This window comes from Streptomyces sp. GQFP (assembly GCF_021545335.1).
GTDB lineage: Bacteria > Actinomycetota > Actinomycetes > Streptomycetales > Streptomycetaceae > Streptomyces.
The window spans coordinates 1,240,981-1,255,053 of record NZ_CP089312.1; the positions used below are offsets into that span (position 1 = coordinate 1,240,981).

10 protein-coding genes are annotated in these 14,073 nt (G+C 71.2%); 4 read left to right on the forward strand and 6 right to left on the reverse strand.

What is annotated here, in order from left to right:
• Nucleotides 1-143: 143 nt before the first annotated feature.
• Nucleotides 144-1,667 carry a M1 family metallopeptidase gene (locus LUX31_RS05450; RefSeq protein ID WP_235473513.1) on the forward strand — a complete coding sequence of 508 codons (1,524 nt, stop codon included), beginning with the start codon at nucleotides 144-146 and terminating at the stop codon, nucleotides 1,665-1,667.
• Here LUX31_RS05450 and LUX31_RS05455 read toward each other — a convergent pair.
• A complete protein-coding gene (locus tag LUX31_RS05455; protein ID WP_235473515.1) occupies nucleotides 1,658-2,383 on the reverse strand; it encodes an SDR family NAD(P)-dependent oxidoreductase in 726 nt (241 codons plus the stop codon). The genes LUX31_RS05450 and LUX31_RS05455 overlap by 10 nt on opposite strands.
• Nucleotides 2,384-2,529: 146 nt before the next feature.
• On the opposite strand from LUX31_RS05455, the gene LUX31_RS05460 reads away from it, so the two are divergent.
• The 3 genes from LUX31_RS05460 (at nucleotide 2,530) to LUX31_RS05470 (ending at nucleotide 6,200) form a co-directional block, all read left to right on the forward strand.
• Entirely contained in the window at nucleotides 2,530-3,579 is a 1,050-nt protein-coding gene (locus LUX31_RS05460; protein WP_235473517.1) for an ABC transporter permease, read from the forward strand.
• Between the two features lie 76 nt (nucleotides 3,580-3,655).
• The gene (locus LUX31_RS05465; protein ID WP_235473518.1) at nucleotides 3,656-4,726 is read left to right on the forward strand and encodes a sugar ABC transporter substrate-binding protein; all 1,071 of its coding nucleotides are present in this window, start codon (nucleotides 3,656-3,658) and stop codon (nucleotides 4,724-4,726) included.
• Between the two features lies 1 nt (nucleotide 4,727).
• Nucleotides 4,728-6,200 (forward strand): sugar ABC transporter ATP-binding protein, encoded by a 1,473-nt coding sequence (locus tag LUX31_RS05470; protein WP_235473520.1) that lies wholly within the window; start codon nucleotides 4,728-4,730, stop codon nucleotides 6,198-6,200.
• A gap of 145 nt (nucleotides 6,201-6,345) precedes the next feature.
• On the opposite strand, the gene LUX31_RS05475 is transcribed toward LUX31_RS05470, so the two are convergent.
• The 5 genes from LUX31_RS05475 to LUX31_RS05495 form a co-directional block, all read right to left on the reverse strand.
• Nucleotides 6,346-7,080: an IclR family transcriptional regulator gene (locus tag LUX31_RS05475; protein ID WP_235473521.1), complete on the reverse strand. Its 735-nt coding sequence runs from the start codon at nucleotides 7,078-7,080 to the stop codon at nucleotides 6,346-6,348.
• A 67-nt stretch (nucleotides 7,081-7,147) separates the two neighbouring features.
• The gene (locus tag LUX31_RS05480; protein ID WP_235473523.1) at nucleotides 7,148-8,806 is read right to left on the reverse strand and encodes a thiamine pyrophosphate-binding protein; all 1,659 of its coding nucleotides are present in this window, start codon (nucleotides 8,804-8,806) and stop codon (nucleotides 7,148-7,150) included.
• A 427-nt stretch (nucleotides 8,807-9,233) separates the two neighbouring features.
• Entirely contained in the window at nucleotides 9,234-11,420 is a 2,187-nt protein-coding gene (locus LUX31_RS05485; RefSeq protein WP_235473525.1) for a 3-hydroxyacyl-CoA dehydrogenase NAD-binding domain-containing protein, read from the reverse strand.
• Nucleotides 11,421-11,523: 103 nt separating this feature from the next.
• Nucleotides 11,524-12,738: an acetyl-CoA C-acetyltransferase gene (locus LUX31_RS05490; RefSeq protein ID WP_235473526.1), complete on the reverse strand. Its 1,215-nt coding sequence runs from the start codon at nucleotides 12,736-12,738 to the stop codon at nucleotides 11,524-11,526.
• 46 nt (nucleotides 12,739-12,784) lie between these two features.
• A complete protein-coding gene (locus LUX31_RS05495) occupies nucleotides 12,785-13,921 on the reverse strand; it encodes a CaiB/BaiF CoA transferase family protein (protein ID WP_235473528.1) in 1,137 nt (378 codons plus the stop codon).
• Nucleotides 13,922-14,073 lie beyond the last annotated feature (152 nt).

Sequence of the window (14,073 nt, forward strand, 5' to 3'; positions counted from 1 at the left end):
CTCCCGTGCAAAAGAGGGTCTCTTGGGCCCATGACGGCCGAATGGCGATCGTGTGACAGGGGTGGTTGTGGACACGCCTGGTCCCACAGGTGATGAATAGGCTGCGAACAGACTTCACGCCCCCCCCACGACTTGGAGCTTTCGTGCACCGCAGACTCATCCCGTCGGGCGCACTCGCGACGGCCTCCCTGATGCTGGCGATCCCGGCGTCCGCCGCGAGCTACTCTCCCGGCGCACCGGGCATTGGCGACCCCTACTACCCGGCGTACGGCAACGGCGGATACGACGTCTCGCACTACGACCTGCGGCTCAAGTACCAGCCCGCGACGGACGAGTTGGAGGGCACGGCGACCCTCCTCGCCACCACCACCCAGGATCTGTCGCGGTTCAACCTGGACTTTCTTCTCGACGTGAGCGAGGTTCGCGTCAACGGTGTCCGGGCCGCGTTCGTCACCTCCGGCGAGCACGAGTTGGAGATCACTCCGCGTACTCCCCTGGCCAAGGGCACGGCGGTCACGGTCGTCGTGCGGTACAGCGGAGTGCCCTCGTCGAAGCAGGCGTACGGCTTCACCAGCTGGCACCGCACGCCTGACGGCGGCGTCGGCGCCAACGAACCCGAGGCCGCCTGGTGGTGGTTCCCCAGCAACGACCACCCGCTCGACAAGGCCACGTACGACGTCTCGGTGCTCGTCCCGGACGGCTCGCAGGCGATCTCCAACGGCACGCTCCAGTCGACGAGTTCACGCCTCGGCTGGACCCGCTGGAACTGGCGCTCCAACAAACCGCAGGCCACGTATCTCGCCACGCTCGCGGTCGGGAAGTTCGACGTCACGACCGGGACGACCGAGAGCGGCATCCCGGTGGTCAACGCCTACAGCAAGGACCTCGGCGACAACTACGGGGCCGCGCGGGCGAGCATCGAACGGACCGGGGAGGTCGCGGACTGGCTGGCGGAGTACTTCGGCCCGTACCCGTTCAACGGGCTCGGCGGATACGTCCCGAACACGAACACGGGGTACGCCCTGGAGACACAGACCCGGCCCTTCTACAGCCCCCGCCAGTTCGCGAACGGGACGAACGTCTCCGTCGTCGTCCATGAGCTGGCCCACCAGTGGTACGGCGACGCGGTGTCCGTCGCCGGCTGGAAGGACATCTGGGTCAACGAGGGCTTCGCGCGGTACGCGCAGTGGCTGTGGTCCGAGCACGAGGGCGAGGGCACGGCACAGGAACTCGCCGACTACGTGTACGCCGTCCACTCGGCCGACGACCCGTTCTGGACCGTGAAGCCGGGCGACCCGGGCCCCGAGAACCAGTTCCACCTGGCCGTCTACGACCGGGGCGCGCTGGCCCTCCAGGCACTGCGCAACGAGATCGGCGACGCGGACTTCTTCGCGATCCTGAAGGGGTGGCCGACGAAGTTCGCGTACGGCAACGCGTCCGTCGCCGACTTCCAGGCGTACGCCGAACAGGTGGCCGGCGAGTCGTTGGGGGCGCTGTTCGACACCTGGCTGTTCCAGGCGTCGAAGCCGGCCGCTCCGGCGGCGGCGCGGGCATCGGCGTCGGTGGCTCCCGTGATGCCGAAGTCGTGGAAGGAGATCGCGGCGACCAACTCGGTGCACGAGGGGCACGCTGAACCGGGCCATCGGGCTTCCGTGCCTCACAAGTAGGCCGATCCGCCTGACACGTTGAGGGTCTGGCCCGTCAGGAAGCCGCTGCCCTCGTCGATCACGTACAGGAGTGTCGAGACGAGGTCTGACGGCAACTGCGTACGGGGGACGGCCTGTTGGGCGCGGACGTGCTCGAAGCCGCCGTCCGCGCCGACGGTCCGCTCGGCCGTCGCCGTGCGGACCATGCTGGGGGCGATGGCGTTGACCGTGATGCCGCAGGGGCCGAGGGCCGAGGCGAGGGCGCGGGTGAAGCCGATCAGGCCCATCTTCGAGGTGACGTACGGGACCATCGTCGGCGGGGCGGTGAGGACGGCCGCCGAGGCGATGTTCACGATGCGCCCCCAGCCTGCCGCCCTGAGGTGGGGCAGTACCGCCTGGGTGATCAGGAAGGGTGCCTCCAGGTTCACGCGCATCACGCGTCGCCACTCCTCCGGGGTCGTCTCCTCGAAGGGCGCGGAGGGGTAGACGCCCGCGTTGTTGACGAGGACGTGCAGGGTGCCGAAGCGGTCGATGACGCGTTCCAGTGCCTGCCGTACCTGGGTCTCGTCGGTGACGTCGGCGGTCAGCTCCAGGTAGTCCAGGACCTTTCCGGCGGTCTTGGGCTGAGGTACCAGGTCCAGGCCCGCGACCCGGTAGCCGTGGCCCGCGAGCGCGACGGCGAACTCGTGGCCGAGGCCCTGCGCCGCGCCGGTCACCAGTGCGGTACGCGTCTCCATGGGGCGAGTGTGATGAGGCACCGGCCGCTCGGCAAGAGCGCATTTCACTCGCCGGAACGGCCCGGTTGCCGCCCGCGCCCAAGGGGCCCACGCTGCGGTGCACCCCCCAGCCGATGCTGCAGCCGCCCGTACGGGAGCCGTGCCCGATGACCGAGACCGAGCGTGCCGTGGACGACGCCGAGCGCGCCCGCGAACAGGACGACGGGCGGCGGCGATTCAGGGTGCCGCCGCGGCTCGCCGGGCTGCTGCCGCGCCGGGTGGTACGGGACGAGTTGGGCGTTCTGCTCGTCCTGGGGCTGCTGATCGCGGGCATCGGCATCCCGTACCCCGACTTCCTCGCCAGCGACAACCTGCTCTCCACCGCGCACAACTCCGTGTACATCTCGCTGATGGCGTGCGGGATGGTGTTCGCGCTCGCCATGCGCGAGGTCGATCTGTCGGTGGGCGGCAGTTACGCGATGTGCCTGGTGGTGGGGGCGCTGCTGGTGCGGGAGGGCACGCCTCCTTGGCTCGCGGTGCCGGTGATGCTGGCCACCGGGATCCTGCTCGGGGTGTTCAACGCGCTGGTCACGACGCTGCTCGCGCTGCCGTCGTTCATTGTCACGCTGGGCACGCTGCTGCTGTTCCGGGGGGTCGGGCTGGCCCTCGCGGACGGCAAGCAGATCACCGATCTGCCGTTGGACGACTCGTTCTTCACCCTCGCGGGCGGCGACGCGGGCGGAGTCCCGTTCGCGCTCTGGGTGCTGCTCGCGGTGGTCGTCGTCCTCTCGGTGGTGCTCGCCCGCACCCGCTTCGGAGCCCGGGTGCGGGCGATCGGCTCCAACCCGGACGCCGCCGCGTTCAGCGGAATCCCCGTCGTCCGCACCCGGATCCAGGCCCTCGCCCTGTCCGGCCTCACCACGGCCTGCGCCGCCGCCCTCGCCCTCGCCTTCTACGGCGCCGGTGACCCGACGCTCGGGCAGGGCTACGAGTTGCAGGCCATCGCCGCGTGCATCATCGGCGGTACCCCGCTGGCCGGCGGACGCGGTTCGGTGATCGGCGCGGTGGCCGGGGCGATGATCCTGTCGGTCGTGGCCGCCGGGCTCGTGTTCTTCGAAGTCCCCATCAACTGGACGTCGTTCGCGACCGGCGGGGTCATCCTCGTCGCGGTCGCGGCCGACAGCGCGCTGCGGCGGACCGGACGCCGACGCAAGTAACTCCCTCCACCTCGCTGCCGATCCCCCACACCGACACACCAAGTGCCCCTGTGAGCCGCTCCCTTGGAGGCCCTGAATGCACCGCCGACTCCGTACGCTGTCCGCCGCCCTCGGCGCGCTGGTGCTGATGGCCGCCGCCGGATGCGGCGACTCCGACAGCAGTTCCGCCGGTTCGGGCGGAAAGCTCAAGATGGGCATAGCAGTTGCCAACATCTCGCTCAACTTCGCGCACGAGATGGTCCTCGGCGCGGAGAGCGCCGCCGATCACGCGGGGAACATCGACTTCAAGGCGGTCGGTCCGCCCAACACCGACGGCCCCGCCGAGGTGCAGCTCTTCCAGAACCTCACCGCCCGCGCCAAGGACGGCATCGTCCTGGAGAACCTCGACCCGCCGATCTTCACCCGGCCCGCCGCCCGCGCCGTCGACCAGGGCATCCCGATCGTCGCCCTGGACACCTCCCCCACCGACGGCAGCAAGGTCACCTTCTATGTGGGCAACGACAACTACGCGCTGGGCGAGTTGATGGCCACGGAGGCCCTGAAGCGGCTCGGCGACGACCCGAAAGGCGAGATCGTCATCGGCGTACCCAACCCCGGGACGCCGGTGCTCGACAACCGGGCCAAGGGAATCGCCGACACGTTCGCGAAGGAGGCGCCGAACGTCAAGATCCTCGGCCCCTTCCAGACGTACAGCGATCCCGGGCAGAACTACAGCTCCTGGTCGGCGCAGGTCAACGCGCACCCGGACGCGCTCGCCTTCCTCGGGGTCGGGGACGCCGACAGCTACAACCTCGCCAAGATCAAGAAGGCGGAGGGCGGCAAGTGGCTGACGGCCGGCTTCGACGTCGACCCGAAGACTCTCGACGCGGTCAAGGACGGCTCGAACTTCGTCACCATCGACCCGCAGCACTTCCTCAAGGGCTATCTGTCGACGGCGATGATGATCGAGGCGGTCCGGGAGAACGACGGGAAGCTGCTCGACGGCTGGTTCCTGTCGCCGGGCGGGGTCGTGGACTCCTCGAACATCGACGAGGTCATCACCCGCCAGAAGTCCGCGGACGCGGCGTACGACTGGTACAAACCGACGATCGACAAGCTCCTCGGCGACCAGCAGGCCAACCTCAAGCCGCTGAAGGACGCACGCTGAAATGACGTACGGCGATGTCCTGGTGGCGCAGGAACTGGTCAAGTCCTACGGCGGGGTACGGGCGTTGGACGGAGCCGGGATCAGACTGCGGGGCGGTGAGGTGCACGCGCTGGTCGGTGAGAACGGGGCCGGCAAGTCCACGCTGGTACGCATCCTTTCGGGGACGCTGACGGCGGACGAAGGGGCGGTAAGGCTGGCGGGCGACACGCAAATCGCCGTTGTCTCCCAGGAGTTGAGCCTCTTCCCCGATCTCACCGTCCGGGAGAACCTCTTCCCGCACCGCCCGCCGCGCCGCTTCGGCCTGCTCGACCACGGCGCCATGGACCGGGCGGCCCGGCCGGTCCTCGCCGACCTGGGCCTCGATGTCGAGCCAGGCACCCTGCTCGGCGAACTCCCCCTGGCGGACCAGCAGTTGACGGAGATCGCCCGGGCCCTGCTGCGCCGCCCCGGACTCCTGGTGCTCGACGAGCCGACGTCGGCGCTCCCGGCCGCCGCCGTGGACCGCCTCGAACGCGTCCTGCGCACCCTCACGGGGCGGGGCATCGCGGTCCTGTACGTCACCCACTTCCTGGAGGAGGTGATGCGCTTCGCGCAGCGCGTGACGGTCCTGCGGGACGGCCGGGTCGCGCTGGCCGGGGTGCCACGCGCCGAACTCGACGTACCCGAGCTGGTGACGGCGATGCTCGGCGGCCGCCCCGAACCACCGGCCCGCCGGACGCGCAGGGCGGTCGACACCTCACCGCCGCCGGTGGTGCTGTCCGAGGTGAGTGTGCCCGGGCGGCTCACGGATGTGACGTTCACGGTGCGGGCGGGCGAGGTGGTCGGGGTCGCGGGGCTCCAAGGGGCGGGCCATCTGGGCGCGTTGGAGGTGGTGTGCGGCCGTACGACGATCTCCGCGGGGCGGGTCGACATAGGGGGCCGGGGGCAGCCCCGCTCGCTGCGGGACGCGGTACGGGCCGGGGTCGCGTTCGTGCCGAGCGACCGGAAGCGGTACGGGCTGATGACCGGCCGCACGGTGTGGGAGAACGCGACGGCGGTGAGCTGGCTGGCGCTGGGGCGGGGTGGTGTCATGCCGTCCCGGGCCGAACTGGTCGTCAGGACAGCGGAACTGACGGAGCGTCTGCGACTACGCGGCGGTCCGCACGACATCGTGGGCCGGCTCTCCGGTGGCAACCAGCAGAAGGTCGTCTTCGCGAAGTGGCTCGCGACCGACCCGAGGATCGTGGTCCTGGACGACCCGACGCGGGGCGTCGATGTCGGCGTACGGGCCGAAATGCACCGTATCGTCGGCGAGTTGGCGGCGGGCGGCGCGGCCGTCCTGGTTGCCTCGACAGACCTCGCCGAACTGACGGAGGTGTGCGACCGGGTGCTGGTGTTCGTGCGGGGCCGCATCACGGCGGAGGTGCACGGGGAGCGGATGACGGAGCACGAGTTGGCGGTGGCGATTCAGCGAGGGGTGCCGAGGGTGGAGTGAGGGGGGAGTGCGGTGCGGGGGTGCGTGGCTGAGGCGCGGTGCGAGTGGGCGCGCGGTAGCGGTGCGTCGCTGAGGCGCGGTGCGGGTGAGGGCCGGCGGAGGGGCGCGGTAAGCGGTTCGTGGCGACCGGCACGCGGTGCTCGGTTCAGGCCGAGAGTCGCCTCGTCAGTGCCCGGGCCGCCGCGCACACATGGGCGCCGACCCGGTCCACGTCGAGGCGGCGGGTGCCGCCGGTCACCGAGATGGCGGCGACGGGACGGGAGCCACGGCCGTAGACCGGGGCCGCGACCGCCGAGATGCCGACCTCGGCCTCCTCCAGGTTGACGCCGTAGCCACGGGCCCGGGTCAGGGCCAGGTCACGGGCGAGCTGGCCGGGCAGGGTGAGGGTGCGGGGCGTGAGACGGGGCAGGGAGGCCCGGGGCAGCCGGGGGTCGTGGGCGAGGAATATCTTGCCGGTGGCCGTGCAGTGGGCGGGGAGCCGGCCTCCGGTGCGGGAGACGATCGGGGTGGCACGGCGGCCGGTGATCTTCTCCAGGAACAGGGTGTCGGTGCCGTCGGGCACGGCCAGGTGGACGTTCTCCTTCGTCGCGTCGTGCAGATCGCCGAGGAACGGCAGTGCCGTGTCCCGGAGTTCGCGTATGGACGGCGCCGACTGGCCGAGGACGAAGAGGGCAAGCCCGATGCGGTACGAGCCCTCGGGGGTGCGTTCGACGAGCCCCAGCCGGACCAGTTCGCCGATCAGCCGGTGCGCGGTCGGTTTGGGCAGCCCGGTGCGCAGGGCGAGTTCGGCGAGGCTCAGCGCGGTGTCGGAGTCACCGCAGACTCGCAGCAGCGTCACGCCCCGCGCGAGCACCGACTTCGGAACCGGTCCGTCCGTCATGGGGAGATGGTCAGGCCCGGGGGGCCGGGTGACAAGACGCGCGTGACTATGAGTCCGGAACGTCTCCTTACTGCTGCCGCACCGGTACGTCGAGCAGCAGCGGCCGCGTCAACTCCCCTGCCCCGGCGACGATCTCCCGTACGTGCTCGGCGCCGGTCGCCCGTACCGCGTCGACGCCGAAGAACCGGGCCGCCTGGGTGAAGTCGAGCGGCCCCAACTCCGTGCCGGGGCAGACGCCTTGGCCGCCCATCGCCGCGTACGTGTCCTGGAGGGTGCGGTAGACGCCGTTGTTCATGACGACGAAGAGCACCGGGGCCTGCGTACGGGCCGCACTCCACAGCCCCTGAAGCCCGAACAGGGCACATCCATCGCCCAGTACGGCGACGACCGGCCGCCCGGGCTCGGCGAGCGAGCGTCCGACGGCGGCACCGATGCCCCAGCCCAGCCCGCCGCCGACGGTATGCGTGTAACTTCCGGGCCGGTCGAGCCGTACGAGCCGGCGCAGCAACAGCCCTGCCGTGATGGCCTCTTCGACCACCACGGCGTCCGGCGGCAGCCCTCGGGCCACGGCGTGCGCGGCGGCCCAGGGCGCGAGCGGCGCCGGTGAGTACGCGGCCAGGGCGGCGGCCTCCGCCCGCTCCCGCTCGGCGGTGTGCCGCTCACCGGCGCGCAGGATCCGGGCCTTCGCGGTGTGCGCCGGCACCTGGCTGCGCAGCAGCTCGGCGAGCTTGTCGAGGGAGGGCGAGAGCGCGCCCACCAGCCCGGCGGCGACCGGGAAGTTGCGGCCGATCTCGTCCGGGTCGGAGTCCAGCTGTACGACGTGGATGCCGGGCGGGAGCGCGGGCCCGGGCGTGTAGTGGTGAGGCGTGAAGGCGTGGGCGCCGACGATCAGGACGGTGTCGTACGGGGAGAGCGCGGCGCGGATCGCGTCGTGGCGGGGCGGGAGCATGCCCGCGTGGAGGGGGTGCGTGGTCGGGAAGTCGAGCCAGTCGGCCATGGGCTGGTGATGGACGGTGGCACCGCAGGCCTCGGCGGTCCTGACCAGGGCGCTCACCGCGTCCTCGCGGCCGACTCCGTCACCGGCGACGATCACGGGCCGGGCGGCGGCGCCGAGGATGACGGCGGCCCGATCGAGGCCTGCGGCCGGGCCGGGCGGGGGTGGGACGCTCCGAACCGGCACCTCGACCTCGGTGTCCTCGGCGAACAGGTCCATGGGGACGGAGAGGAAGACGGGCCCGGCCGGGGGCCTGACGGCCAGGGCGAAGGCGCGGCGCAGGGCGAGGGGGAGGTCGTGGGCGTGCTGGATGTCGAAGGTGGCCTTCACGGCGGGGGCGGCGAGGGAGACGAGGTCGCCGGAGAGCATCGGGTCCTGCTGGAGGTGCCGGCGGTCCTGCTGGCCCGCCATCACGACGAGGGGGGTGCGGGAGCGGCGGGCGTTGAGCAGCCCGATCAGGCCGTTGGCGAGCCCGGCGGCGATGTGGAGGCTGACGAAGGCGGGGCGGCCGGTGGCGCGGGCGTATCCGTCGGCCATGGAGACTACGGCGCCTTCGTGGACGCCGAGGATGTATTCGGGGGTGTAGCTCTCCTTGTCAACCTCGGTGCCGCCCTCGGTGTGCGCGAGGGCGGCGAGGAAGGGGAGTTCTGTGGTGCCGGGGTTGCCGAAGACGCGGTCCACGCCTTCGCCGCGCAGGATCTCCAGCAGGGCGAGGGCGGGACGGGATCCCATGGGGGCTCCTCGGGGGCGGGGAGATGAGGACCGGTTGCTGGTCAGCGTCCGGGGCGGGCGGACAAGGAGCAAGCGAGTCGTGTCGCTGAGCGATACGGTTCCTCGCCCCCGCCGCCCCTACCCGTTCCCATCCCTGGGGGCTGCCGCCCCCAGACCCCCGCTGTCGGCCTGAACGGCCTCGTCCTCAAACGCCGGACGGGCTGGGTGGGGGTGCAGGCGGGTGGGTGGGAGAGTCGCGCTGAGCGCGCTCGTCCTCAAACGCCGGACGGGCTGGAGGGTTGCGGTCGGGGCTTGATTTTTCAGCCCAGGTCCAGGTATTTCAGCCCGTCCGGCGTTTGAGGACAAGGCCCGTTCAGGGCCGGAGCGGGGGTTCGGGGGCGGCAGCCCCCGAGGATGGGACGGGTAGGGGCGGCGGGGGCGAAAACAACTAACGGTCCCCGAACGCCTCCCCCTTCTCCGCCCTCTCCACCAGCAACCCCGGCGGAGCAAACCGCTCACCGTACCGCTCCGCCAACTCCCGCGCCCGCGCCACAAACCCCGGCAGGCCGCCCTCGTAGCCGTTGATGTACTGGAGGACACCCCCGGTCCACCCCGGGAACCCGATCCCGAAGATCGAGCCGATGTTGGCGTCGGCGACCGACGTCAGTACGCCCTCCTCCAGCAGCCGCACCGTGTCCAGCGCCTCCGAGAACAGCATCCGTTCCTGCATGTCCTCGAAGGGGATCTGTACCCCCTCCGCGCCCTCTCCGCGCCCGAAGTGCTCCCGCAGCCCCGGCCACAGCCCGGCCCGCCTGCCGTCCTCCCCGTACTCGTAGAACCCCCCGCCGCCACTCCGCCCGGTACGCCCGAACTCGTCCACCATCCGGTCGATCACCGCCTCCGCGGGATGCGTCGGCCATGTACCGCCCGCCTCCTCCACCGCCCGCTTGGACTCCGCCCGGATCTTTCGCGGCAGCGTCAGCGTCAGTTCGTCCATCAGGGACAGCACCTTCGCCGGGTAGCCGGCCTGCGCCGCCGCCTGTTCGACCGACGCGGGCTCGATGCCCTCGCCGACCATCGCCACACCCTCGTTGATGAAGTGCCCGATGACCCGTGAGGTGAAGAAGCCACGCGAGTCGTTGACGACGATCGGGGTCTTCCTGATCTGACGGACCAGGTCGAAGGCGCGCGCCAGCGCCGCCTCCCCCGTCCGCTCGCCCTTGATGATCTCGACGAGCGGCATCTTGTCGACCGGCGAGAAGAAGTGCAGCCCGACGAAGTCCGACTGGCGTTCGACTCCCTCGGCGAGAGACGTGATCGGCAGCGTGGAGGTGTTGGAGCAGAGCAGCGCGTCCGGGTCGACGATGTGCTGGATCTCCTGGAACACCTTGTGCTTCAGCGCCGGGTCCTCGAACACCGCCTCGATGACCGCGTCGCAGCCGGCCACGTCCTGCGGGTCGGCGGTCGGTGTGATGCGGGCCAGCAGCTCGTCCGCCTTCTCCTGAGTCGTACGTCCCCGGGAGACCGCCTTCGCGCACAGCTTCTCGGAGTAGTTCTTTCCCCGCGCCGCCGCTGCCGCCGAGACGTCCTTCAACACCACCTCGATGCCCGCGCGGGCGCACGAGTAGGCGATCCCCGCGCCCATCATCCCGGCGCCCAGCACCGCCACCTTGCGCACCGGGCGCGGCTCGAAACCCTTGGGGCGGTTGGCTCCCGAGTTGACGGCCTGGAGGTCGAAGAAGAACGCCTGGATCATGTTCTTCGAGGTCTGTCCAGCGGCCAGTTCCACGAAGTAGCGGGCCTCGATGACCTGCGCGGTCTCGAAGTCGACCTGGGCGCCCTCGACAGCCGCCGCGAGGATGGCGCGCGGGGCCGGGTAGGGCGCGCCGTTCGTCTGCTTGCGCAGGTTGGCGGGGAAGGCGGGCAGGTTCGCCGCGAACCTGGGGTTGGCGGGGGTGCCGCCCGGGATGCGGTAGCCGGGCTTGTCCCAGGGCTGCTGCGACTCGGGGTTGGCGTCGATGAAGGCGCGGGCCTTGGCCAGCAACTCGTCCTGGGTGGCGGCCACTTCGTCGATGAGCCCGTTCTTCAGGGCTCGCGGTGCGCTGTACTGGGTGCCCTGGAGCAGCACCTTCAGCAGTGCGTCGGCGATGCCCAGCATGCGTACCGTACGGACGACCCCGCCGCCTCCGGGGAGGAGACCGAGGGTGACCTCGGGGCAGCCGATCTTCGTGCCCGGTGTGTCGAGCGCGATCCGGTGGTGGCAGGCCAGCGCGAGTTCGTAACCGCCGCCCAGGGCCGCGCCGTTCATCGCCGCGACCACCGGCTTGCCCAGGGTCTCGATGCGGCGCAGGTTTCGCTTGATGGCAAGGCCGCCGTCGAACAGCTCCTGGGCCGTGTCGGGGGTGACCCGGATGAGGTCGCGCAGGTCGCCGCCCGCGAAGAACGTCTTCTTGGCGGAGGTGAGAATGATCCCGCGGATCGTGTCCTTCTCGGCCTCCAGACGGTCGGTGACCACCGCGAGGGAGTCCCGGAACGCCTGGTTCATGGTGTTCGCGGACTGGTCCGGGTCGTCGAGGACGAGGGTGACGAGACCGGTGCGGTCCTGTTCCCAGCGGATGGTGGTGCTCTGTGTCATGACGGGGATCTCCGTAGAAGCTCAGAAGTCTCTGGATGCCGTTGAATCCGCCGGTGTGGACAAGCCGGCCGATTCGGCTGATTCAGCTGATTCCGCCGGGAGTTCAGACCCGCTCGACGATCGTCGCGATGCCCATCCCGCCGCCCACGCACAGCGTGGCGAGGCCGTACCGCTTGTCCTGGCGCTCCAGTTCGTCGACGAGCGTGCCGAGGATCATCGCGCCGGTGGCGCCCAGCGGGTGGCCGAGTGCGATGGCGCCGCCGTTGACGTTGACCTTGTCGAGGGAGAGGCCCATGTCGCGGGCGAAGCGGAGGACGACTGCCGCGAACGCCTCGTTGATCTCGACAAGGTCGATGTCGTCGATGGTCAGCCCGGCCTTGGCAAGTGCCTTGCGGGTGGCGGGCGCCGGGCCGGTGAGCATGATGGTCGGCTCGGAGCCGCACACGGCGGCGGAGACGATCCGCGCGCGCGGACGCAGCCCGTAGCGCTCGCCGACCTCCTTGGAGCCGATGGCGACCAGCGAGGCACCGTCCACGATGCCGGAGGAGTTGCCCGCGTGATGGACATGGTCGATCTTCTCGACCCAGTGGTACGTCTGGAGGGCCACCGCGTCGAAGCCGCCCAGGTCGCCGATGTCCGCGAACGACGGCTTCAGCCGGGCCAGGGAGTCGGCGGTGGTGCCGGGCCGCAGGTGTTCGTCGTGGTCGAGGACGACGAGGCCGTTGCGGTCCTTCACCGGGACGAGGGACCGCTCGAAGCGGCCGTCCTTCACGGCGCTCGCCGCCCGCTCCTGGGACAGCGCCGCGTACTCGTCGACGTCGCGCCGCGAGAACCCCTCGATGGTGGCGATGAGGTCGGCGCCGATGCCCTGCGGCACGAAGTTGACGGCCAGGTTGGTCATCGGGTCGTTGAACCAGGCGCCGCCGTCCGAGGCCATCGGCACCCGGGACATGGACTCGACGCCGCCCGCGAGGACGAGGTCCTCCCAGCCCGAACGCACCTTGGCGGCGGCCATGTTGACGGCCTCCAGACCCGACGCACAGAAGCGGTTCTCCTGGACGCCGGCCACCGTGTCCGGCAGTCCCGCGACGACGGCGGCGACGCGCGCGATGTCGGAGCCCTGGTCGCCGACCGGTCCGACGACGCCCAGCACGATGTCGTCGATCGCGGCCGGGTCGAGGTCCGGGAAGCGGTTCCGGATCTCGTGGATGAGGCCCACGACGAGGTCGACGGGCTTGGTGCCGTGCAGGGATCCGTTCGCCTTGCCGCGCCCGCGCGGGGTGCGGATCGCGTCGTACACGTACGCTTCGGTACTCACTGGAAGGCCTTTCGGGGTGGGGTGGGCGAGCGGGCGTCGGCCGGGGTCAGCCGCCATCCTGCAGGAGTCGGGGCACGTCCCAGTCGCGCGCCACGTCCGCCGTGTCGGCGCCGGGCTGGGCGGGGCCGCTGTGGATCGACGTGTGGGTGACGGAGAAGCGGGGCGCGGGGGCGGGCTGGGTGATGCCGCCGTGGTCGGTGAAGGTGCCGCGGGCGGCCAGGTGCGGGTGGTGCGGGGCCTCGCGCAGCGAGAGTACGGGCGCCACGCAGGCGTCGGAGCCCTCGAAGACGGCCGTCCACTCGTCCCTCGTACGGGATTTGAAGCGGGCGGTGACGGCCTCGCGCAGGTCGTTCCAGCGGGCGATGTCCTTGCGGGCGGCGGAGTGGTCGTGGATGCCGAGCAGGTCGAGGAACTCCTCGTAGAACTGCGGTTCGAGCGCGCCGACCGCCATGTACCGGCCGTCGGCGGTCTCGTAGGTCCCGTAGTACGGGCAGCCGCCGTCGAGGAGGTTGGCGCCGCGCCGGTCCTGCCAGCCGCCCGCCGCGAGCATGCCGTGGATCATCGTGGCGAGGTGGGCGGCGCCGTCGACGATCGCGGCGTCCACGACCTGGCCGGCGCCCGTCGCGCGCGCGTGGTGGAGGGCGGCGAGGACCCCGACGACGAGATAGAGGGAGCCGCCCGCGTAGTCGCCGAGGAGGTTGGCCGGGGCGGGCGGCGGGGCGTCCGGGCTGCCGATCAGGCCGAGGGTGCCGGTCGGGGCCAGGTAGGCAATGTCGTGCCCGGCGCGGCGGGCGAGCGGGCCCTCCTGGCCCCAGCCCGTCATCCGGCCGTAGACGAGCCCGGGGTTGCGGGCGTGGCAGGTCTCGGGCCCGACGCCGAGGCGCTCGGCGACACCGGGGCGGTAGCCCTCGACCAGGATGTCGGCGCGGGCGGCGAGGTCGAGGACGCGGGAGGGACCGTCGGGCGCCTTCAGGTCGACGATCACCGACCGTTTGTTGCGGTTCGTCACGTCGTACTCGGGGTCGATGGCCAGTCCGGTGCCCCCGGGCCGGTCCACACGGACCACGTCGGCGCCCAGGTCGGCGAGGAGCATCGCGGCGAACGGACCGGGCCCGATGCCCGCCAGCTCGACCACCCGCACCCCGGCGAGCGGGCCGCTGCCCGCTTCCCCTGCCACTGACATCGAGCCCCCCACTCCCGTGACACAACCGACATGACACCAGCGATGCTAGGAACGCCCCGCTGCTCCGCACAAGGCTTCGCAGGGCACATATTAAGCAAGCGCTTGGCCAAAACTCCCTCGTTCCGGCCGCGGACCGGCCGACGAATCGACGA

What these genes read in the sequence shown, in the direction of transcription:
- LUX31_RS05455 (WP_235473515.1), bottom strand. Translation starts at nt 2,383, where the DNA reads ATGGAGACGCGTACCGCACTGGTGACCGGCGCGGCGCAGGGCCTCGGC.
- LUX31_RS05460 (WP_235473517.1), top strand. Translation starts at nt 2,530, where the DNA reads ATGACCGAGACCGAGCGTGCCGTGGACGACGCCGAGCGCGCCCGCGAA.
- LUX31_RS05465 (WP_235473518.1), top strand. Translation starts at nt 3,656, where the DNA reads ATGCACCGCCGACTCCGTACGCTGTCCGCCGCCCTCGGCGCGCTGGTG.
- LUX31_RS05470 (WP_235473520.1), top strand. Translation starts at nt 4,728, where the DNA reads ATGACGTACGGCGATGTCCTGGTGGCGCAGGAACTGGTCAAGTCCTAC.
- LUX31_RS05475 (WP_235473521.1), bottom strand. Translation starts at nt 7,080, where the DNA reads ATGACGGACGGACCGGTTCCGAAGTCGGTGCTCGCGCGGGGCGTGACG.
- LUX31_RS05480 (WP_235473523.1), bottom strand. Translation starts at nt 8,806, where the DNA reads ATGGGATCCCGTCCCGCCCTCGCCCTGCTGGAGATCCTGCGCGGCGAA.
- LUX31_RS05485 (WP_235473525.1), bottom strand. Translation starts at nt 11,420, where the DNA reads ATGACACAGAGCACCACCATCCGCTGGGAACAGGACCGCACCGGTCTC.
- LUX31_RS05495 (WP_235473528.1), bottom strand. Translation starts at nt 13,921, where the DNA reads ATGTCAGTGGCAGGGGAAGCGGGCAGCGGCCCGCTCGCCGGGGTGCGG.